This window comes from Metabacillus crassostreae (assembly GCF_016908395.1).
Lineage (GTDB): Bacteria > Bacillota > Bacilli > Bacillales > Bacillaceae > Metabacillus > Metabacillus crassostreae.
On record NZ_JAFBDU010000001.1, the window covers coordinates 1,254,535 to 1,276,099 of the forward strand.

At 34.6% G+C, this 21,565-nt stretch carries 20 protein-coding genes and 1 other annotated feature; all 20 genes read right to left on the reverse strand.

The features are described 5' to 3' along the window. Nucleotides 1-780, reverse strand: a complete 780-nt coding sequence (locus tag JOC75_RS06605) for a dihydroorotate dehydrogenase electron transfer subunit (RefSeq protein ID WP_204953238.1) — start codon at nucleotides 778-780, stop codon at nucleotides 1-3. After that, nucleotides 777-3,989 (reverse strand): carbamoyl-phosphate synthase large subunit, encoded by a 3,213-nt coding sequence (carB, locus tag JOC75_RS06610; protein WP_204953239.1) that lies wholly within the window; start codon nucleotides 3,987-3,989, stop codon nucleotides 777-779. Before carB ends, JOC75_RS06605 begins: the two co-directional genes overlap by 4 nt. After that, nucleotides 3,989-5,074: a carbamoyl phosphate synthase small subunit gene (locus tag JOC75_RS06615; RefSeq protein WP_204953240.1), complete on the reverse strand. Its 1,086-nt coding sequence runs from the start codon at nucleotides 5,072-5,074 to the stop codon at nucleotides 3,989-3,991. Before JOC75_RS06615 ends, carB begins: the two co-directional genes overlap by 1 nt. Continuing rightward, nucleotides 5,071-6,357, reverse strand: a complete 1,287-nt coding sequence (locus JOC75_RS06620) for a dihydroorotase (RefSeq protein WP_204953241.1) — start codon at nucleotides 6,355-6,357, stop codon at nucleotides 5,071-5,073. The genes JOC75_RS06615 and JOC75_RS06620 overlap by 4 nt, the downstream gene beginning before the upstream one ends. Further along, nucleotides 6,341-7,258, reverse strand: coding sequence for an aspartate carbamoyltransferase catalytic subunit (locus tag JOC75_RS06625; RefSeq protein WP_204953242.1), 918 nt, complete (start codon nucleotides 7,256-7,258; stop codon nucleotides 6,341-6,343). Before JOC75_RS06625 ends, JOC75_RS06620 begins: the two co-directional genes overlap by 17 nt. A gap of 149 nt (nucleotides 7,259-7,407) precedes the next feature. Beyond that, a complete protein-coding gene (locus JOC75_RS06630) occupies nucleotides 7,408-8,694 on the reverse strand; it encodes a solute carrier family 23 protein (protein ID WP_338036552.1) in 1,287 nt (428 codons plus the stop codon). Nucleotides 8,695-8,872: 178 nt separating this feature from the next. Next, nucleotides 8,873-9,418 (reverse strand): bifunctional pyr operon transcriptional regulator/uracil phosphoribosyltransferase PyrR, encoded by a 546-nt coding sequence (gene pyrR / locus JOC75_RS06635; protein ID WP_204953243.1) that lies wholly within the window; start codon nucleotides 9,416-9,418, stop codon nucleotides 8,873-8,875. Nucleotides 9,419-9,624: 206 nt separating this feature from the next. Continuing rightward, entirely contained in the window at nucleotides 9,625-10,539 is a 915-nt protein-coding gene (locus JOC75_RS06640; protein ID WP_204953244.1) for an RluA family pseudouridine synthase, read from the reverse strand. Beyond that, nucleotides 10,539-11,006: a signal peptidase II gene (gene lspA / locus JOC75_RS06645; RefSeq protein ID WP_204953245.1), complete on the reverse strand. Its 468-nt coding sequence runs from the start codon at nucleotides 11,004-11,006 to the stop codon at nucleotides 10,539-10,541. The genes JOC75_RS06640 and lspA overlap by 1 nt, the downstream gene beginning before the upstream one ends. Nucleotides 11,007-11,436: 430 nt before the next feature. Continuing rightward, nucleotides 11,437-11,760: a TraR/DksA family transcriptional regulator gene (locus JOC75_RS06650; RefSeq protein WP_146947092.1), complete on the reverse strand. Its 324-nt coding sequence runs from the start codon at nucleotides 11,758-11,760 to the stop codon at nucleotides 11,437-11,439. A gap of 447 nt (nucleotides 11,761-12,207) precedes the next feature. Further along, nucleotides 12,208-14,970, reverse strand: coding sequence for an isoleucine--tRNA ligase (gene ileS, locus JOC75_RS06655; protein ID WP_204953246.1), 2,763 nt, complete (start codon nucleotides 14,968-14,970; stop codon nucleotides 12,208-12,210). A 112-nt stretch (nucleotides 14,971-15,082) separates the two neighbouring features. After that, nucleotides 15,083-15,316 (reverse strand) — a binding site (T-box leader). Between the two features lie 85 nt (nucleotides 15,317-15,401). Then, on the reverse strand, nucleotides 15,402-15,908 hold the full coding sequence (locus JOC75_RS06660) for a DivIVA domain-containing protein (protein WP_146946780.1): 507 nt from the start codon (nucleotides 15,906-15,908) through the stop codon (nucleotides 15,402-15,404). Nucleotides 15,909-16,187: 279 nt separating this feature from the next. Further along, nucleotides 16,188-16,964 carry a YlmH family RNA-binding protein gene (locus JOC75_RS06665; protein WP_204953247.1) on the reverse strand — a complete coding sequence of 259 codons (777 nt, stop codon included), beginning with the start codon at nucleotides 16,962-16,964 and terminating at the stop codon, nucleotides 16,188-16,190. 103 nt (nucleotides 16,965-17,067) lie between these two features. Further along, nucleotides 17,068-17,331: a YggT family protein gene (locus JOC75_RS06670; RefSeq protein ID WP_204953248.1), complete on the reverse strand. Its 264-nt coding sequence runs from the start codon at nucleotides 17,329-17,331 to the stop codon at nucleotides 17,068-17,070. Nucleotides 17,332-17,337: 6 nt separating this feature from the next. Continuing rightward, on the reverse strand, nucleotides 17,338-17,781 hold the full coding sequence (locus tag JOC75_RS06675) for a cell division protein SepF (protein ID WP_204953249.1): 444 nt from the start codon (nucleotides 17,779-17,781) through the stop codon (nucleotides 17,338-17,340). A gap of 2 nt (nucleotides 17,782-17,783) precedes the next feature. After that, nucleotides 17,784-18,470, reverse strand: a complete 687-nt coding sequence (locus JOC75_RS06680; protein ID WP_204953250.1) for a YggS family pyridoxal phosphate-dependent enzyme — start codon at nucleotides 18,468-18,470, stop codon at nucleotides 17,784-17,786. An 8-nt stretch (nucleotides 18,471-18,478) separates the two neighbouring features. Beyond that, on the reverse strand, nucleotides 18,479-19,306 hold the full coding sequence (gene pgeF, locus JOC75_RS06685; protein ID WP_420828015.1) for a peptidoglycan editing factor PgeF: 828 nt from the start codon (nucleotides 19,304-19,306) through the stop codon (nucleotides 18,479-18,481). A gap of 93 nt (nucleotides 19,307-19,399) precedes the next feature. After that, nucleotides 19,400-19,654 (reverse strand): YlmC/YmxH family sporulation protein, encoded by a 255-nt coding sequence (locus JOC75_RS06690; RefSeq protein ID WP_204953252.1) that lies wholly within the window; start codon nucleotides 19,652-19,654, stop codon nucleotides 19,400-19,402. Between the two features lie 256 nt (nucleotides 19,655-19,910). Next, nucleotides 19,911-20,732 carry an RNA polymerase sporulation sigma factor SigG gene (sigG, locus tag JOC75_RS06695; protein WP_193559353.1) on the reverse strand — a complete coding sequence of 274 codons (822 nt, stop codon included), beginning with the start codon at nucleotides 20,730-20,732 and terminating at the stop codon, nucleotides 19,911-19,913. 102 nt (nucleotides 20,733-20,834) lie between these two features. Continuing rightward, nucleotides 20,835-21,554 (reverse strand): RNA polymerase sporulation sigma factor SigE, encoded by a 720-nt coding sequence (gene sigE, locus JOC75_RS06700; protein WP_146946787.1) that lies wholly within the window; start codon nucleotides 21,552-21,554, stop codon nucleotides 20,835-20,837. Nucleotides 21,555-21,565: the final 11 nt, after the last annotated feature.

Sequence of the window (21,565 nt, forward strand, 5' to 3'; positions counted from 1 at the left end):
TTATAAAACCACCTCTCCAGCCTTAAACACAGGACCATCACTACATACTTTTTTATAGCTTGTTCCTGTTGGATCTTCAACAGTGTGACAGACACACGCAAAGCAAGCCCCAATACCACATCCCATTCTTTCTTCAAGAGATAAAAACAGTGGTTTATGACCATGTAGCTTTTCTAGCGCTCTTAACATTGGGGTTGGTCCACAAGTATACATAGCATCAAATGTTAACTCATGATCTGTTATTGCATTAGTAACGAATCCTCTGTATCCATAAGAGCCATCATCAGTTGTAATAATGGTTTTGCCTAATTTTGAAAATTCCTCTTCTAAGAAAACAGCCTTCTTTGATTGAAAACCTAATACATGTTGTACTGTAACACCTTTAGCAACTAATTGTGTTGATAGCTCTAATAAAGGCGGAACACCAATTCCTCCCCCTACCAAAAGCACAGTTTGACCACTTGTAACCTCATCAACTGGGAATCCATTTCCTAATGGACCAAGTACATCAACCACATCTTCAGTTTTCTTAAGAGAAAGGAGCTGTGTTCCAGCTCCTTCTGCACGATAAATCATAGTAAATTGCTTTTTCTCTTTGTTAATTTTAGAGATACTGATCGGTCTTCTTAATAGAGGAGTTGTCCCTTCAGATACTTTTAAATGTACAAATTGACCAGGACTACCCATTTCAAATACTAGCTCTCCTTGAAGTGTTAATTGGAATATTTTCTCTGCAATGTTTTCATGTTTCGTTACGACCATCAGCTCTTTTTTAATCACGTTAAGCTCACCTCTAGCTGTTTATTAATTTTAGGCATTGTATCTGTTGAGAATGTCATAGACTCAAGTACACGTAAAATTGCTACAGCTGTATCTAATGAAGTTAAACATGGAATACCATTTTCAACTGATTCTCGACGGATTTTAAAGCCATCTCTTGCTGGCTGCTTTCCTTTTGTTAATGTATTGATAATAAATTGTGCTTCACCTTTACGAATAACATCTAGTAAATTATGCTCTTTTGAACCAATTTTGTTTACAACTTTAACTGGAATATTATTGTTTTCAAGATAATCTGCTGTACCACTTGTTGCAAGAATTTGATATCCTATTTGATGGAATCTACGTGCTATTTCTAATCCTTCTTCTTTATCTTTATCAGCAATTGTTAATAAAACTGATCCATGGTTTTTAATTTGAATACCTGATGCTACTAAAGCTTTGTAAAGTGCTTTTTCTAACGTGATATCTTTCCCCATAACCTCACCTGTTGATTTCATTTCAGGTCCAAGCGTAATATCTACATTACGAAGTTTTGCAAATGAGAAGACAGGAGCTTTTACGTATACCCCTTCACTTTCAGGATAAAGACCCGTTTCATAACCTAAATCTGCAAGATCCGCTCCAAGAATCACCTTGGTTGCTAAGTTCGCCATCGGCACACCCGTTATTTTACTTAAAAATGGTACTGTACGACTTGATCGTGGATTTACTTCAAGTACAAAAATCTCACCCTTAGATAAAACAAATTGGATGTTAAGAAGCCCTACTATATTTAACCCTTTTGCAAGCTTAATAGTGTAGTCAATAATATTATTTTTAATTTCTTCAGATAAAGATTGAGGTGGATATACAGCAATTGAGTCACCAGAGTGGACACCAGCTCTTTCTATATGTTCCATAATTCCTGGGATTAAGACAGTCTTACCATCAGAAATAGCATCTACTTCAATTTCTTTACCTGTTAAATATTTATCGATTAATACTGGATGCTGTGGATTAATTTTCACAGCGTTATTCATGTAATGTAATAGCTCAGCTTCTTGATAAACAATTTCCATTGCACGTCCACCTAGGACATATGAAGGACGTACTAATACTGGGTATCCGATATTTGTTGCAATTTTTACTGCTTGCTCGACAGATGTAGCTGTTTTACCAAGTGGCTGAGGAACTCCTAATGAAACTAATGTTTGTTCAAACTTATCGCGATCTTCTGCTCGATCAATATCTTCTAATGTTGTTCCAAGGATCTTAACTCCTCTTGCTTGTAATTCACTTGCTAAGTTAATGGCTGTTTGTCCACCGAATTGAACAACAACACCTTTTGGTTTTTCTAAATCAATGATGTGCATAACATCTTCAATTGTTAATGGTTCAAAATAAAGCTTATCTGAAATACTGAAATCAGTTGATACTGTTTCAGGGTTATTGTTAACAATGATCGCTTCATAACCTGCTTCTTTAATAGCCCATACTGAATGAACTGTTGCATAATCAAATTCAACACCTTGACCGATTCGAATCGGACCTGATCCTAGTACAACAACACTTTCTCTTTCTGTAACAATAGATTCATTTTCATCTTCATAAGAGCCATAGAAGTATGGTGTAGATGATTCAAATTCTGCTGCGCATGTATCAACCATTTTATAAACTGGAATGATATCTGCTTGTTTACGAAGTTCATAGATTTCACGTTCATTTGTGTTCCAAAGATTAGCAATTTCAGAATCTGCAAATCCCATTTCTTTTGCCTTTTGTAGAATTGTTAGGTCATATTGATTTTCTTGGAGCTTTGTTTCAAACTTGATTACTTTTTCTATTTTCATTAAGAAAAATAAATCAATTTGACTCCACTCATGAATTGTTTCTTTTGTAACACCTCTTCTTAATGCTTCAGCAATGTAGAATAGACGCTCATCACCAGCACGGCGAATACGTTTTTCTATTAAATCATCCTGGAATCCTTCAGCATTTTTCAAGCGTAAGTAATCAACATCAGATTCTAAAGAACGAACTGCTTTTAATAATGATTCTTCTAATGTTCTTCCAATCGCCATTACTTCACCAGTGGCTTTCATCTGTGTTCCTAATCGACGATTTGCTGATTCAAATTTATCAAAAGGCCAACGTGGAATTTTTGAGACAATATAATCAAGAGCAGGCTCAAAGCAAGCATACGTTCTTCCAGTTACTGGATTTTTCATTTCATCAAGAGTTAACCCTACTGCAATTTTCGCCGCCAATTTTGCAATTGGATAACCAGTTGCTTTTGAAGCTAATGCTGATGAACGACTTACACGTGGATTAACTTCAATAATGTAATACTTAAAGCTATTTGGATCAAGTGCAAGCTGAACATTACAACCGCCTTCTATTTTTAATGCTCTAATAATCTTCAAAGATACATTACGAAGCATCTGATATTCACGATCACTTAATGTTTGACTTGGTGCAAATACGATTGAGTCGCCGGTATGAACTCCAACAGGATCAAAGTTTTCCATATTACACACAACGATCGCATGATCATTTGAATCACGCATAACCTCATATTCAATCTCTTTAAAGCCAGCGATACTTTTTTCAAGAAGACATTGTGTAACCGGGCTATGCTTTAATCCACTTGAAACGATTTCGATTAACTCTTCCTCGTTTTCGCAAATTCCTCCACCTGTTCCACCTAAAGTATAAGCAGGTCTAACAATAACCGGATAGCCAATACGTTCAACAAAAGCGAATGCCTCTTCTAGGTTGTGGATAATATCACTTTCTGGTACTGGTTCATTTAACTCATTCATTAATGATCTAAAAAGATCTCTGTCTTCAGCTTGTTTAATTGCTGATAATTTTGTACCAAGGATTTCTACATTACATTCATCTAATACACCTGATTCTGCAAGTTCAACAGCCATATTTAATCCCGTTTGTCCGCCTAGTGTTGGTACTAAAGCGTCCGGGCGCTCTTTTCTAATAATATTGCTTAAAAACTCTAATGTAAGGGGCTCAATATAAACTTTATCTGCAATTTCTGTATCTGTCATAATCGTCGCAGGGTTAGAGTTAACAAGAACAACCTCATATCCTTCTTCTTTAAGTGCAATACAAGCTTGTGTTCCTGCATAATCAAATTCTGCTGCTTGACCGATTACAATTGGACCTGATCCGATAACAAGAATTTTATTAATATCTGTACGTTTTGGCATTATAGAACCCCTTCTTTCTTATTAAGTTCAATCATATTTAAAAATTGATCAAATAATCCGTTCGAATCCTCAGGACCTGGAGACGCTTCTGGATGGTATTGTACTGTAAATGCTGGAACATGTTTGTGCTTGAGCCCTTCAACCGTCCCATCATTTAATGCAATATGTGTTATTTCTAAATCAGTATTATGAATTGAATCTTCTCTTACTGTATATCCGTGATTTTGTGATGTAATATCAACTTTACCTGTGCTCAATTCCTTTACAGGATGATTTGATCCACGATGACCAAATTTCATTTTTTCTGTATCAGCACCACTTGCTAAGGCAAACAACTGATGTCCTAAACAAATCCCAAACAAAGGAACCTTGCCCAATATTCCATTAATCATTTCAATCGCTTGTGGAACTTGTTTTGGATCCCCAGGACCATTTGAAAGCATAATTCCATCAGGTTTTAGCTGTAATACTTCCTCTGCAGTGACTGTATGAGGGACAACAACAATATCACAATTACGCTTATTTAATTCTCTTAAAATACCATGCTTCATTCCATAGTCTACCAAAACTACACGATGACCTCTCCCAGGACTTGGATAAGCTGTTTTCGTTGAGACCACTTCTACTTGATTTGTTGGTAAATCTGTTGCTTTAAGTTTATTAATTACATCCTCAACATTCGCATCCCCTGAGCAAATAGCACCTTTTAATGTTCCATGCTTTCTTATAATTCTAGTTAGTTTTCGTGTATCTATCCCTGCAATTCCGGGTATGTTTTTCATTTTAAAATATTCATCAATTGAATATTCACTTCTCCAGTTAGATGGGTAGTCACAATATTCTTTTACAACAAAGCCGTTGATAAAAGGAGTGATTGTTTCAAAATCATCACGATTTATTCCATAGTTTCCTATTAAAGGATAAGTTAAAGTAACAATCTGACCACAGTAAGATGGATCTGATAAAATTTCTTGATATCCAGTCATCCCTGTATTAAAAACGACTTCACCATAATTTTCTTTATCACTTCCAAATGCTTCACCTAGAAAAATTGTTCCATCTTCTAAAATTAATTGTCTTTTCATACTGTAACTCCTCCCTTTTTCCATGCAATATTTCCATCAACGATTGTTAATGTTGGCCAACCCTTACAAGACCATCCAGTAAATGGTGTATTCTTCCCTTTTGAAAGGAAATTCTCCGGATCAATAGTAGCTTCTAAGTCCAAATCAACTACTGTTATATCAGCTACTTCTCCAACTTTTAGCTCGCCACTTCGTAATCCAAATGCTTTCGCTGGTTTAACAGTTAAATAATCGATTATTTGCTTAAGTGTGAATTTGTTTGTTAAAACAAGATTTGTATACAATAATGGGAATGCCGTTTCTAATCCAACAATCCCGAAAGGTGCTAACTGCATCCCTTCTGCCTTCTCACTTGCAGCATGTGGTGCATGATCTGTTGCGATAAAATCAATCGTTCCATCTAATAAACCCTCTATTAGTGATTCTTGATCAGCTTTTCCTCTTAAAGGAGGATTCATTTTAAAGTTAGGATCTAATCCTGGAATATCATCTTCACAAAGAAGCAAATGGTGAGGTGTAACTTCTGCTGTTACGTTAATTCCAGCTCGTTTTGCATCTCTTACTACTCGAACCGATTCCTTTGTACTAATATGGCACACATGATAGTGACACCCGGCAGCTTCAGCTAAAAGAATATCTCTTGCAATATGTACAGATTCACATACTGAAGGAATTCCGTTAATACCTAGCTTTTTCGAAAACTCTCCTTCATGAACTGAACCTTTATTAATTAATGTATTTTCTTCACAATGTGCAACAATTGTAGCTCCAATTGATGCTGCTTCCTTCATTGCCTCTAGCATTTTTCCTGCCGATTGAACACCAACACCATCATCTGTAAAAGCAAAAGCACCAGCATTTTTTAAAGCTTCAAAATCTGTTAATTCTTCTCCAAGCTGTCTTGTGGTAATAGAAGCATATGGCAATACCTTCACTACTGCCGTTTCTTTAATTCTGTTTTGTAACCATTCCATTTGTTCCTTTGTATCAGGTACCGGTCGAGTGTTAGGCATTGGAGCAATTGTCGTAAATCCGCCTTTTGCTGCACTTTGCGTTCCCGTTTCTATAGTTTCTTTATGTTCACCACCTGGTTCTCTTAAATGAACATGAAGGTCGATAAAACCCGCTGATACAAGCTGACCATCCACTAAAATTTCCTCGTAGCCATCAGTTGTTAAAATTTCTCCAATTTCTACAATTTGATTGTTTTCTACCTTTACGTCTGCTCTTTTTAATTCACCAAGATCATCTATGATAAAACCATTTTTAAGAACAAATAACATGTTTATTGACCTCCTGTATGTGATTAATTTGTTGTAAAGCTCTCTTTAAAACTGCCATTCTAGCAAAAACACCATTTTCCATTTGTTTAAAGATTCGAGATCGTTCACATTCAATTAAATCTCCATCAATTTCTACATCTCTATTTACTGGAGCAGGATGCATAATGATCGCATGTTTTTTCATTTGTCTTTCTCTTTCCTTCGTTAAACCATATTGAGACAGATAATTTTGTGCATTTGCCTTTTGTTCATGTCTTTCATGCTGAATGCGAAGCAGCATAACTACGTCTGATTGAGAGATTGCCTCATCAACTTCAACATATGTTCCATTAATATTTAATGGATCTTGCCATTCTTTTGGTCCCGAGAATAGAACTTTTGCACCAAGTCTAGTTAAAACCTCAGCATTTGAACGAGCTACACGACTATGCTTAATATCACCATGGATAGAAACCGTCAAATCTTTAAAGCCACCAAACTCTTGCTGAATCGTTAACAAATCAAGAAGAGACTGTGTTGGATGATGACCACAACCATCTCCAGCATTTATGATAGGAATTGAAACCTTTCCAATCAAATCCTCAAAAAAATGATCTTCCTGATGCCGTATCACTACTGCGTTTGCACCGATTGATTCTAACGTTTTCACTGTGTCATATAACGTTTCACCTTTTTGAACACTTGAATGCTCAGCACTAAAATTTAATACTTCAAGTCCTAACTTTTTTTCAGCTACTTCAAAGCTAAATCTTGTTCTTGTGCTTGGCTCAAAGAATAAGTTTGAAACAAACATCATATTCGATGGCTTCCATCCATTTCCTAACTTATATTGCTGAGCATCATAGAGAATTTCAATAATTTCTTCATTAGTAAGCTCGTTCATCATCAGTAAATTTGACATAATAACCACTCCTTAGTAAAAAAACACCCTGATTCAAATGATCAGGGTGTTTTAAAGTAGAGCAAATTTAGGTATAGATATACCTTCATATTGCCTTACACCCTTTCAAGCCTCTCTGGACTTACATTAAAAGATCTAAGCAAATTTATTTATACAGTTTGATTATCATTAATTGTAGCTTCTTTATCTTGAGGTAAAACCAAGTTTAGAATAATACCGATAATTGCTGCTAAAGCCATACCATGTAAATCAAAGTTTTCAATTTTAAGTGTTGCTTCGCCAATTCCGATCACAAGGATAACCGAAGTGATGATTAAATTCCTTTTGTTTCCTAGATCAAGTTTACTATCAATCATCATTCTTAATCCAGAGGATGCGATGATTCCGAAAAGGAGTATTGATACCCCCCCCATTACAGGTGTTGGAATTGTACTGATAAACGCTGAAATTTTACCAATGAATCCAAACACAACCGCTAACACGGCAGCTCCCAAAATAACTAACACACTGTATACTCTTGTAATTGCAAGTACACCAATATTTTCACCATAAGTTGTATTTGGTGGGCCACCAAGCACAGCTGCAATCATTGTTGCTACACCATCACCTAATATTGAACGATGTAAGCCTGGTTTTTCAATATAATCTCTTCCAACAACTTTACCTAAAACTAGTTGATGCCCAATATGCTCTGAAATTGTTACAACAACAACCGGTACCATTAGAAGGATAATGTCCAGTGAAATTCCCGGTGTATAATCAACGAATGGGATAACAAAATTTGGTACTTGGAACCAGTTTGCTTCGATTACTTTTGAAAAATCTATGATACCAATTGCTAAAGAATATAAGTAACCTCCTGCAATCCCAAGTAGTACCGGTATAAGATTGAAAAAGCCTTTTAAAAAGATTGAACTTAAGATTGTAATTAGTAATGTTACAAGAGCTACTGTAAAATACTGCAGGCTATATTCATTTGCATTTAGTGTTGCCATATCAACAGCTGTACCTGCTAACCCTAATCCGATTACAATAATAACAGGACCAACTACAACTGGTGGTAGAACCTTCATTACCCAATTATGACCAGTTGCTTTTATAAGTAGAGCAATAAGTCCATAAACCAAACCAGCTAAAAAGCTTCCTACCATTGCTGCACCTACACCAGCCTCAGCCTTAGCCACGATGATTGGTGTTATGAAAGCAAATGATGAACCTAGATATGCAGGTACTTGCCATTTTGTAATAAGTAGAAAGGCAATAGTTCCTAATCCACTTGAAATTAAAGCAACCGCAGGATCTAATTCAACAAGAAATGGTACGAGTATTGTTGCCCCAAACATGGCAAACAAGTGTTGAAAGCTTAACGCTATCCATGTTAAAGGTTTTGGAGTATCTTTTACATCTAGTACGATTTGTTTTTCATTTTCATTCACTGAGAGAACCTCCGATATGTTTTTCTTGTTAGTTATAATGTGTGAAAGAATCACTGTTTAAACAAAAAACCTCTTCGCCATAGGTGCAAAGAGGTACAAGAAGGTTTCAAGCATAACTCATGCTTGATTCCTAATGTGCCCCTTTGTAGCCTCTCTGGACCAATCTTAAAAGGGTTTATTATTCATTTTCATGTATTGTTACTTGGTCATTTTGATCAGCTTCATGAAGTTCTACAACAATCTTCTCTGACCCTGACGTAGGTATATTTTTCCCTACATAATCTGCACGTATTGGCAACTCTCGATGACCACGATCAACTAAAACAGCTAATTGAATATTTGCAGGCCTTCCGATATCTACAAGAGCATCCATTGCTGCTCTAACAGTTCTTCCTGTATATAATACATCATCCACTAAGATGACTTTTTGATTTGTCACATCAACCGGTATATCCGATCCTTTTACAAGTGGTTCTTGATCACTTGTTTTTGTAGACAAATCATCTCGGTATAGGGTGATATCTAATTCCCCAATGGAGATTTTTTTTCCCTCAATCTGTTCAATACGTTCAGCCAGTCTTTTGGCCAAATATATACCGCGAGTTTTGATACCTACAAGGACACTATCTTCAATGCCTTTATTTCTTTCAATGATTTCGTGAGCAATTCTAGTTAATGCACGACTAATTGCTTGTTCATCTAATACAACCGCTTTTTGAGACATTATTTAATCTCCTTTCCCTTTCGTTACTATAAAGTAACCTTGAAAACGAAAATACCCTCTCACCGATAAGTGAGAGGGTACACGAAGACATAGTTATACTTAGCCTATTAGCTAAAGTACTATTCCGTTTTCCTTCTCAGCCTCACGGGACTGTGTTAAAGGTTCTTATTAAGTTACATTTATTATGACAAACATGTAGAAATGTGTCAACGATTATTTTTTATGTCTTGTAACACTTGTTCAAATTCCTTTGGAAGCGGTGCTTCAAATTCCATATACTTCTTTGTACGTGGATGTTCAAAACCTAAAATTCCTGCATGTAATGCCTGTCCATTAATAGGCATTGTTTTTTTCGGTCCATATTTAGGATCACCAACTAGTGGATAGCCTATATATTTCATATGAACACGTATTTGGTGTGTTCTACCTGTTTCTAGTTGACATTCGACAAATGTAAAATTCTCAAAACGCTCTAATACATGAAAATGAGTAACAGCTTCTTTGCTACTTACATTTGTAACAGTCATGCTTTGACGATCAACTTTATCACGACCAATTGGTGCATTAATTGTTCCATGATCATGTTGTATTGTTCCATGAACAATTGCTTTATAACGTCTTGTAACAGTTTTATCAACGAGCTGTTGAACTAATGATTCATGTGCCATATCATTTTTTGCTACCATTAATAATCCTGACGTATCCTTGTCAATACGATGAACGATTCCTGGTCTTAACACACCATTAATACCTGAGAGATCCTTACAATGAGCCATTAAACCATTTACAAGTGTTCCATTTAAATGACCTGGGGCAGGATGTACTACCATGCCTTTTGGTTTATTCACAACAAGAACATCTTGATCTTCATAATAAATATCAAGATCCATTTCCTCTGGTACCACATCTAATGGTTCCGGATCAGGAATTGTGACAACAATGTTATCATTTACTTGACATTTATAATTCGTCTTAATAATTTTATCATTAACTTTAACCAATCCATCTTTAATCCATATCTGAACTTGAGATCTTGACCACTCATCATTAGATGTTGAAAGAACTTTATCAATTCTCTCACTTTTTAATTCTTCATTTACTTGTATTTCAACGATGTTCATTATGCTTGCTCCTTCTCTTGTTTCCCTTCAAAAAACAACATATGAATAAATAATAATATAACACCTACACAGAGTGCAGAATCTGCTACATTAAAGATTGGGAAGTCGTAAGAAAAAATGTATGTATTTATAAAATCAACAACTTCTTTACGAAATAAACGGTCAATGAAATTACCAATTGCTCCACCTAGCATCAATCCTAGAGCAACACCCATTACCTTATTTTCCTTTGTATATTTCTGAATATAGTAAATCATTCCAACAATCACAATTGTTGTTACTATATAGAAAAACCACATTTGACCTTGTAAAATTCCCCATGCAGCTCCCTTATTTCGATGGGAAGTAATATATAAGAAATTTTCTATTATTGTTATATTTTCTCCAAGCTCCAAATTTTTCACGATAAACCACTTCGTCACTTGATCTATGGCAATAATAATTGCTGCAATTAAGTAATAATACACTTTAGTCCCCAACTTTCCTTTATTCTCTTTACACATTTGTCCTTCTGAATTGTACCATATAAAAAAACAAAGCGTAAAGAAAATCAGGAATAATTAGCTAATCAGGAAATAACTCTTTAGGTTTATTGAAAGGTGTTTTTTATAAAAACTTGAGAGTTTAAAATAATGTATTTAAAAGTCATTATGAAGATGACCCAAACCTTCTTTATTTAAGGCTCATTGCTGAAAGATTGTTGCTAATAGACATCTTTATCTGTTTTCTAAAGTAACCAATGCGTTATCGCATAACAGGTACGATTTGTAGAAGAAGATGCTATTAGACTTTATACAGAGTTGTTTCCAACATGATTCTAAAAACAACGAAATTTACAAAAACAGCCTTATTTAAAAGAAAAATTTGAGTCAAAACATAAAGGCAGATAAACTATAATTAGAAGTCACTGCCTGTAATATAGGTCTCTTCATGATGATAATCATATTGAGGGAGAGTTTTTCTTTCATATAATTCCTGGAAAAAGAAATCAAATTTTGTTCTTGCTGTTGGGAGTATCCTTAGTTTTTCAAAGGGAATTTCTTCACCCGTTTCTTCACAGTAACCATAAATTCCTTTATCAATCTTCATTAAGGCACGCTCTACATCTTGAAGTTCTTCTTTAATATGATGCATTAAGGTATGACTTTTCCCTTGATAATCACTATAAGTCATATCAAATAAACTGTGATCAAAAAGCCTAGTTCGCAGTTCTTCTTTCATCACTTGTAATTCATATTGAATCCCAGAAAATTTATTCAAGATGGACAACTCCTTATCCTTCTCATGGTGTAAGATTATTCTTTCCTGAAAAAACTAAACTCACCCTATTAAGAATTTTCCTGTGATTGAAATGGTTGTTAATGTGTATGATAAATTTGGTGAATGGATATTTTTTACCCAACCTCACTTATCTTCAAACATTTTTAATTAAAATTAGGCGGATACCATGTTTCTAATTTCATTTGAAGTTATTGTCCCTTTTAAATGTTTTCATATACTAAATGAATAATTCCTCAGGAAACTCTGCCATATCACTAAATAACTTTGAAAAGTACTTAATGGAAATCAAAAAATGGTTATTACGATGTTGCTAGTATCAATTAGCAAACATCGTAATAACAAAGAAAAAAACAGCCTTCCATTAAAGGATGGCTGTTTTTTCACTACTTAATAATGCTCATTAACAATTGAAGCACATCGTTTACAAAGTGTTGGATGTGATTCTACTTCACCGACTTCTGGTGTGACAATCCAACATCGATCACAAGTTTCTCCATCCGCTGAAGTAATCGTAATTTTAACAGTATCAAAAACTTGAGCATTTTCAGGTGCTTCAGTATAATCACCTGCAAGATTAAAGCCAGATACAATAAATAGTTGCTTTAAGTCTTCATCAACTGATTCAAGAAGTGCCTTAGTTTCTTTATTAGGATATAAGGCAATGCTTGCCGTTAGAGATTTCCCGATTATTTTTTCATTTCGTGCAACCTCTAATGCCTTTAATACATCATCACGTAGTAACATGAACGCATCCCATTTTTTCTCTAGCTCAGTGCTTTGAGGATAATCTTTCACCTCAGGCATATCTACTAACTGAACACTTTCTTCAGTAACAGAATCAATTTGTTCCCATACTTCATCAGCTGTATGTGGGAGAATAGGTGTTACTAGTTTTACTAATGACATAAGTGTTTCATAAAGAACTGTTTGAATTGCACGACGTTCATTATTTTCTTTAGATTCAATATATAAAACATCTTTTGCGAAATCCAAATAGAATGAGCTTAATTCAATTGTACAGAAATTGTGTACTGCATGATAAATTGCGGCAAATTCATAGTTCTCATAAGAATCTTTAACACGTTTTGTTAGGTTATTCAGTTTCACAAGCATATAACGATCAACATCACGTAAGTTTTCCACGTTAACTGAATCTGTAGCAGGATTAAAATCAGCTAAGTTTCCTAACAAGAATCGGAATGTGTTACGAATTTTTCGATATACCTCTGCAACTTGTTTTAAGATTGCATCAGAAACTCTTACATCTGCTTGATAATCAACAGAAGCTACCCATAAGCGAAGAATGTCTCCACCTAATTGTTTCATTACTTTAGCAGGTATAACTGTATTACCAATTGACTTACTCATTTTGCGACCTTCTCCATCAAGAGCAAAGCCATGACTTAATACACCTTTATACGGTGCTACGCCAGTTACAGCAACTGCTGTTGATAACGAAGAGTTAAACCATCCACGATATTGATCAGAGCCCTCTAAATATAGATCTGCAGGTCTTTGAAGGTCATCTCTTTCTAATAATACTGCTTGGTGTGAAGATCCAGAATCAAACCATACATCCATGATATCTTGTTCTTTCGTAAATTTACCATTTGGACTTCCTTCATGTGTAAAGCCTTCTGGTAAAAGATCAATAGCCTCACGCTCGAACCAAACGTTAGATCCATGTTCTCTGAACAAGTTTGATACATGCTCAATTGTCTCATCCGTTATAATTGGCTCATTATTTTCTGCATAAAATACAGGGATAGGTACACCCCAAGCACGTTGACGGGAAATACACCAATCTCCACGATCACGAACCATATTGTATAGCCTTGTTTCTCCCCATGCAGGCACCCATTTTGTTTCATTTACAGCTTTTAAAAGGTCCTCACGGAAATCTTTTATAGATGCAAACCACTGTGCTGTAGCACGGAAAATAGTCGGCTTCTTTGTTCTCCAATCATGCGGATAAGAATGTGTAATAAATTGAAGCTTTAATAATGCTCCAACCTCTTGAAGCTTTTCTGTAATTGGCTTATTAGCTTCATCATAGAATATACCTTCAAAACCAACAGCCTCTTTTGTCATATATCCTTTTGCATCAACAGGGCATAATACATCCAAACCATATTGTTGACCAACAATAAAATCATCTTCCCCGTGTCCAGGAGCTGTATGAACACATCCAGTACCACCATCACTTGTTACATGCTCACCAAGCATAACTAGTGATTCACGATCATAAATAGGATGCTTTGCAACTACTTTGTCTAGCTCAGCTCCTTTAATTGTTCGATCAATCTCATAAGACTCCCAACCAATTGTTTCCGCAACTGCTTTAACAAGGTCAGAAGCTACTACAAACTTGTCACCATCAACAGCAACTACACTATATTCAAGTTCAGGATGAACAGAGATTCCTAAATTTGCAGGAATTGTCCAAGGCGTTGTTGTCCAAATAATAATTTTCTCATCATTTGTCAATACACCTTTCCCATCTTGAATCGGGAAAGCTACATAAATAGATGGTGATCGTTTGTCAGCATATTCGATCTCTGCTTCAGCTAAAGCAGATTCACTTGAAGGAGACCAATAAACTGGTTTTAACCCTTTATAAATATAGCCTTTTTTCGCCATTTCTCCGAATACTTTGATTTGTTGAGCTTCATATGCAGGATCTAATGTTACATAAGGATTTTCCCAATCACCGCGAACTCCCAGACGTTTAAATTGCTCTCTTTGACCATTAATTTGCTCCCAAGCATATTCTTCACAAAGCTTACGAAACTCAGCAACTGACATTTCTTTTCTTTTTACTTTTTTATTTTTTGTTAATGCTGTTTCAATCGGCAAACCATGCGTATCCCAACCTGGAACATATGGAGCACAAAAACCACTCATTGATTTGTAACGAACAATAAAGTCTTTTAAAATTTTATTTAATGCATGCCCCATATGAATGTCGCCATTTGCATATGGTGGTCCATCATGTAATACGAAAAGTGGTCGATTCTTCGTACGTTCTTGAACTTGTTTGTATATATTCATTTCTTCCCATTTTTCTTGCATTAATGGTTCTCTGTTCGGTAAATTTCCACGCATAGGAAATTCAGTTTTAGGCATTAAAAGAGTATCTTTATAATCCATGCTTAATCCTCCAGTATAATTTAGTGAAAAAAATATTAAGTGATCTGACCTTGATTCCGTTGAAATATTAAGGGATTAATTGGTGAAAAACGCAAAAAAACCTTCACATCCCACAAGGGACGAGAAGGTTTTCTCGCGGTACCACCCTATTAGATTAATCATACAAAAATTAATCCACTCAAGCATTCTTAACGTGAATGAAACGCCATATCCTACTAACAAAATTAGGTTTCAGTATGGAACTCCAGGGTGATCTTCATCCTGTATACTTATCTCGAGCTCACACCATCCTCGATTCGCTTAATAAGATATATTACAGGAATACTATCCCTTTCAACATTTATTATATAAGGTTATAAAAAACTTGATCTCTTCATAATAATTTCTCTATGTTTTCGTATTATATGCGATAAAAAAACAAAAAGTCAAGTTTAGCTTTTAGCTTCTTCTGTTTCACCAAAAATTGGCTCTACTTCATATTCCATTAAATGATCCCAATCATCATTTTTAAGTAAATCCAATTGAGCTTCAATTAACATTTGGAATCGTGTTCTAAATACTTTAGATTGTTTTTTAAGTTCTTCAATCTCAATTGCGATTTTTCTAGATTTTGATAAAGATTCATTAATTATACGGTCAGCATTTTTCTCAGCTTCTTTAATAATAAGCTTAGATTCTTTCTGAGCATTACGCTTAACATCTTCTCCAGCTTCTTGAGCGATAATAATTGATTTATTCAGAGTCTCTTCAATATTAGTGAAGTGATTTAATTTTTCAGTTAATTCAGAGACACGAGCTTCCAATTCTTTCTTATCACGAATGACCATTTCATAGTCTTTAATAACCTGATCTAAAAATTCGTTTACTTCATCTTCATCATATCCACGAAATCCTTTGTTGAATTCCTTGTTATGGATATCTAACGGTGTTAAAGGCATGGATGCCACCTCCAATATGTAGTTAAATAGTTAATCCTTGACAACATTATAAATCATATTTCGACAGTTATGTTGAAAAAACCTTTAATTTCTTATTTTTATTTAGTTTTTTCTCTTTTTTAGTATAAAGGCATTGTTAAAATTTAGTTGTTGATTCTGTTACAGGCACTCAATTTTCCGATCTCATGTCTTTCATTACAATCAACAAGGTGCTAAAAACAACATTAAGCTATAACATAGCCATTATAAAGAAAAATACCCTATGTAAAAAAACTATATTTATTTCTGTTTTTCAACAATAATTCGGAAACGATCTTTCTTTGTTTTACCTTCAATAGACGCTAATTTACTTCGACCATATCCTCTTATTGAAATGGTATCTCCTTCTTGGCATTCAAATGATGTAGAATCAACTACCTTCCAATTCACCTTCACCAACTCATTATTGATTAGCGGCTGAATTTTCTGCCTTGAAATATTATAGATAGCAGCTCCAACTACATCTAATCTTAAAGATGAAACGGTAGTAATGAGTTCCTGAATTTCATCCTCATGTGGTATAAGTTCATTAAGAGATATCTGTTTAAGGTTAATTTTAGAACGACCCACTTCATTAAAGTTCATATTCAAATAATCAGATACCTCATCAGCACATATAATCTGTACACTATCTTGATAAAATCGGATATCTCCAAATTTAGAGCGTTTAAGCCCTAGACTCATTAGCGAGCCTAATACTTGTCTATGACTTAAAGTAATAAATTTACTAGCATATTGTACTTCAAAAAGAGATAAATGGAAGTCTTCCTGACTAGGCTCAAAATAATCAGGATACAACAAAGCCCTTTTTCTCTCTGTTTCATGTACTCCACCTAGAAATGAAACCTTCACTTCTGCATTTTCTCCAATAACCGATGAAACAATCTCCTGCTCACGAGGATCTAGAAAATCTGTTAATTTCGGACTATATTGTATAAGGACATTTTCTTTCCATTCAACAACCTGGTCAATAAAATGATGTTCTTCACTACGAAAATGTTGATAAATATGATTCATATAAACACTCCACTTAAAATAACTCGAGTTTAATCATTAATAATTACCTGCGCCGGACAAGGTTTTAAATTAATATAATAAAAAAGAGGGACCATATAGTCCCTTAACCTATCATATTAAATATTGAGGCTACTCCATATTGAGCAAACCTTAAAGCCAAAATTGCTACAATTGGTGAAAGATCAATCATTCCTAGTGGCGGTATAATTTTACGAAAAGGTTCAAGGTATGGCTCAACTATTTTTGCTAGCAATCCACCAAAGCTTGATTCTCTGGCACCTGGGAACCACGATAATAAAATGTATACGATAATCGCATAGGAATAGATCGATAACACTGTACTAATAATACTGTATAAAAAATCCATGTTTGTTTACCACCTTTGATGTTCTTCTTCTGATACTAATTCTGAAATTGATCCTGTTACATCAACATTATCGGGTGTACAAAGAAAAATATTCATTCCAACTCGTTGAATATCTCCACCGATTGCATAAACTGTTCCACTTAGGAAATCAACAATCCTTTTAGCTTGGTCTCTTTGAATGCTTTGAAGATTTACAACAACAGCTTTACGATTTTTTAATTGATCTGCTATTTCCTGTGCTTCAGCATAAACTCTAGGTTCACTTAAAACAACTTTAGAGGATTTTTGTACACTTTGCAAACTAACCACATTTTGTTTATGATTTTGAGGTTGTTTTTGTGGTAATGCTTGCTGTTGACTTTCATACTCATTTTCTTGTTCATCTTCAATATATTCATATTCTTCATCTTCTAATGCAAAAAAACTTTTAAATCTGTTTTTTATTGACATTTCTATACACCTCCATTTTCATTTCCAACAAGTGAAGTGCCAATTCTTATATAAGTTGCTCCTTCTTCAATTGCGATTTCGTAGTCATTAGACATTCCCATTGAAAGCTCCTTACAAGGTGCTGAAGGTAGCTGTAAAGCTTGTACATGTAGTTGGCATTTTTTTAGCATAGCAAAGCATTGACGAATACGTTTGGTATCATCTGTATATGGTGCCATTGTCATTAAACCCACAACTTCTATATTAGAATATATAGCTAACTCTTTAATAAAACCTTCAAGCTCTTCCGGTTTACAGCCATGTTTTGACTCTTCTCCGGAAACATTAACCTGTACAAAACACTTTACTGGCTTCTCAGCTCGCTTATTTATTTCTTTAGCAAGTGAAAGTCGATCTAAAGAATGTATGTAGTCAACTTTGTCCAGGATGTTTTTTACTTTTCTTGTTTGAAGGGAACCAATAAAATGCCATATTGCTTTATCACCAATCTCATGATACTTTTCACTTAAGCCTTCATCTCTGTTTTCACCTAGATGAAACACTCCAGCTTCAACTGCATCTCTAGCACGTTGTACACTAACATACTTTGTAACAGCAACGACTTGTATTTCATCTGAATTACGCCCAGTTCGCTCACAAATGCTTTTAATATCATTTCTTATTTTATTGAAATTCGCTTGAACATCCATAATAATTGTTAAGCCTCCTCATTAATACCAATAAAGCTTAACATTCTACCAGTTTTCCCGTTATCTCTTCGATGTGAGAAATAAAGCTCAGCTTCACAACTAGTACATTGTTTTGAAACCAAAATATTTTCTTCTTTTATTCCTGCATGAAGTAGCAGATTTTTGTTAAGCTTTTTTAAGTCTAATTTATATTTCCCGGTTGTTAACGTTTCATATGGCTTTGAATACACTTCAAGAACTTCACTATCTATTGCTGAAATAACTCGTTCATCAACTGTGTAACAGCAAAATCCAATAGATGGACCAATTGCAACTAGTATCTCATTACGAGGAATCTCTTCATCAACACTCCAGCAATTTATCATTTCACCTGCAATATTTTGAACAGTTCCTTTCCACCCAGCATGTGCAAGTCCTACTAATTGTTTCTCCGGATGAAAAAAGTAGATAGGTACACAATCTGCAAAACAAAGTGATAGCATGATTCCTGTTTGGTTTGTATAAAAAGCATCACAATTTACCATCCCATCAGAATATTTCAGTGTACCTCTTCCACTGTGTTGTTTTGTAACCTTTTGAATGTTATTAGAATGTGTCTGTTCAGCAAATACCCAAGCTTCTAAAGGAGCATTTAATTTTTCCGCCAGTCTATTTCTATTGTTTATAACAGCCTGATGATGATCATGCACATGTAACCCAAGATTTAAGGAACAAAAATCCCCAGTACTCTCTCCACCATTTTTTGTTGTAAAACCAACCTTCAGTCTATTATCTTTTTTATTCCACGAATCTAAAGTCAAGTATGATTCATCTCTGTGCTGAAAAGGCTCTGCTATCATCTTGCTCAACCCTCATTTTCGACATTTATTACATAACGATCGACTTTATTTTACCACATCTTGCTGATAAGGTTTAGCATGAAAGTGAATTTATTCATCTTGGACTTCAATTTGTCGATTCATTCGGACTAAAATGACATCTTCACCTATCTTTACTATATTTCGCCATGGAATGACGAATTCCTCGTCTTTACCAAAAAAACCAAGCATTCTACCTTGACCACTAATAATAATTGCTTGTATTTTACCAGTTGTAACATTTATATCAAAATCATCAATATTTCCCATTTTCTTTCCGTCAGAAACGTTAACAACATCTTTTGTTTGAAAATCTGAGATATACATATAAAAATCCCCCTTAGTCTTTAACTTGGATTTATTATCGATTTCTTTGATTTATTTCATTATTTATAATCAATGTCCAAACTACTCTTATTTATATGTATGTTAGGAAGGGGCAAAAAAATTCGAATGGTTTTATATTTTTCTTTTACTATGTTTAATTTGAAAATGTTTTATTGATTCAGAAATTAATATTCAACGAGCTGACTCAAATCGTTCCTTTGAAAAAAAAAGAAAAGACTACTTTAAAAAAGTAGCCTCAATTTTGGATATTTTTATTCATTTGTTTTATTGCAGCTTTTTCTAAACGAGAAACTTGAGCTTGTGAGATACCAATTTCTTCAGCAACTTCCATTTGCGTTTTCCCTTGAAAAAATCGTTTTCGAAGAATCAATTTTTCACGACTATTCAAGCGCCTCATGCCTTCTTTTAACGCTAATTCTTCAATCCATTGAATGTCACGATTTTTTTCATCACTTAGTTGATCCATGACAAAGATTGGATCACCTCCATCATTATAGATGGGTTCAAATAATGAAACTGGATCTTGAATGGCATCAAGTGCAAAAACAATCTCTTCGTGCGGTACATCTAACACCTTCGAAATTTCTTCTGCAGTAGGTTCTCTCGACGTTTCACTCATAAGACGTTCTCTAACTTGGAGAGCCTTATATGCGATGTCCCTTAAGGAACGAGACACGCGGATTGGGTTGTTATCTCTTAAGTATCTTCGTATTTCTCCGATAATCATCGGTACAGCATATGTTGAAAATTTGACATTCTGGCCTAAGTCAAAATTATCGATTGATTTCATTAATCCTATACAGCCAACTTGAAACAAATCGTCAACAAATTCTCCTCTGTTGTTAAAACGCTGGATAACGCTAAGTACCAATCTTAAGTTGCCATTCACCAGCTCTTCTCTTGCTGATATGTCTCCGCTTTGCATCTGCTTAAAAAGTTCCCTCATTTTCTCATTCTTAAGAACCGGAAGTTTTGAGGTATCAACCCCACAGATTTCAACTTTATTTCTTGTCACCTTTTTCCCTCCTAACAGGAGTTGCTGTACAGAGTTAAGTATCTCCTCGAGTGGAAAAAATATGCACAAGCTATTAAAGTTAGGTGGGGGGAATAACCTCTAATTAATTGATATTATAGGCATTATCAAGTTTAAAAAAATTTTTTAAACCATTTTGTTGAATTCTTTTTGTAATCTTTTGATAATTCTCTTTTCTAGTCTTGAAATATAGGATTGAGATATACCAAGCATATCCGCAACGTCTTTTTGCGTTTTTTCTTCTCCGCCAAGTAAACCGAACCTAAGCTCCATAATTTGCTTCTCCCGATCATTAAGCTGGTGAAGAGCCTTCATTAACAATTTCCGATCTACGTTTGCTTCAAGATCTTTTGTAATGATGTCATCTTCTGTCCCCATTACATCTGATAATAATAATTCGTTTCCATCCCAATCAATATTTAACGGTTCATCAAAAGAGACTTCTGATCTCAATTTATTGTTTCTTCTTAAATACATAAGAATTTCATTTTCAATACATCTTGAAGCATATGTTGCTAACTTGATTTTTTTCTCCGGATTGAATGTATTTACAGCCTTTATTAATCCGATTGTACCAATGCTAATTAAATCCTCAATGTTAATTCCTGTATTTTCAAATTTTCGAGCTATATAAACAACTAATCGTAAATTACGCTCAATTAAGATGGATCTTGCTGCTTGGTCACCACTTGGTAGCTTTTGTAGTAATACTTCCTCTTCATCTTTTGATAGGGGTGGTGGTAGAGCTTCACTACCACCGATGTAATAGACCTCATCGGTTTTAATCCCTAGTTTAATTAATAGCTTATACCATAAATAAGTTAGATGTAATTTTAATTTTTTCATTTTCCTCCCCC

Bases quoted from the DNA above. Each gene is read 5' to 3' on its own strand.
- JOC75_RS06680 (WP_204953250.1), bottom strand. From the start codon at position 18,470: ATGGATGTTCAAGCGAATTTCAATAAAATAAGAAATGATATTAAAAGC.
- pyrR (WP_204953243.1), bottom strand. From the start codon at position 9,418: ATGTCTCAAAAAGCGGTTGTATTAGATGAACAAGCAATTAGTCGTGCA.
- JOC75_RS06650 (WP_146947092.1), bottom strand. From the start codon at position 11,760: ATGAAAGAAGAACTGCGAACTAGGCTTTTTGATCACAGTTTATTTGAT.
- ileS (WP_204953246.1), bottom strand. From the start codon at position 14,970: ATGGATTATAAAGATACTCTTTTAATGCCTAAAACTGAATTTCCTATG.
- carB (WP_204953239.1), bottom strand. From the start codon at position 3,989: ATGCCAAAACGTACAGATATTAATAAAATTCTTGTTATCGGATCAGGT.
- JOC75_RS06625 (WP_204953242.1), bottom strand. From the start codon at position 7,258: ATGTCAAATTTACTGATGATGAACGAGCTTACTAATGAAGAAATTATT.
- JOC75_RS06675 (WP_204953249.1), bottom strand. From the start codon at position 17,781: ATGTCAATAAAAAACAGATTTAAAAGTTTTTTTGCATTAGAAGATGAA.
- JOC75_RS06615 (WP_204953240.1), bottom strand. From the start codon at position 5,074: ATGAAAAGACAATTAATTTTAGAAGATGGAACAATTTTTCTAGGTGAA.
- JOC75_RS06665 (WP_204953247.1), bottom strand. From the start codon at position 16,964: ATGAATCATATTTATCAACATTTTCGTAGTGAAGAACATCATTTTATT.
- JOC75_RS06670 (WP_204953248.1), bottom strand. From the start codon at position 17,331: ATGGATTTTTTATACAGTATTATTAGTACAGTGTTATCGATCTATTCC.
- JOC75_RS06620 (WP_204953241.1), bottom strand. From the start codon at position 6,357: ATGTTATTTGTTCTTAAAAATGGTTTTATCATAGATGATCTTGGTGAA.
- JOC75_RS06640 (WP_204953244.1), bottom strand. From the start codon at position 10,539: ATGAACATCGTTGAAATACAAGTAAATGAAGAATTAAAAAGTGAGAGA.
- JOC75_RS06690 (WP_204953252.1), bottom strand. From the start codon at position 19,654: ATGTATATCTCAGATTTTCAAACAAAAGATGTTGTTAACGTTTCTGAC.
- sigE (WP_146946787.1), bottom strand. From the start codon at position 21,554: ATGAAAAAATTAAAATTACATCTAACTTATTTATGGTATAAGCTATTA.
- JOC75_RS06660 (WP_146946780.1), bottom strand. From the start codon at position 15,908: ATGCCTTTAACACCGTTAGATATCCATAACAAGGAATTCAACAAAGGA.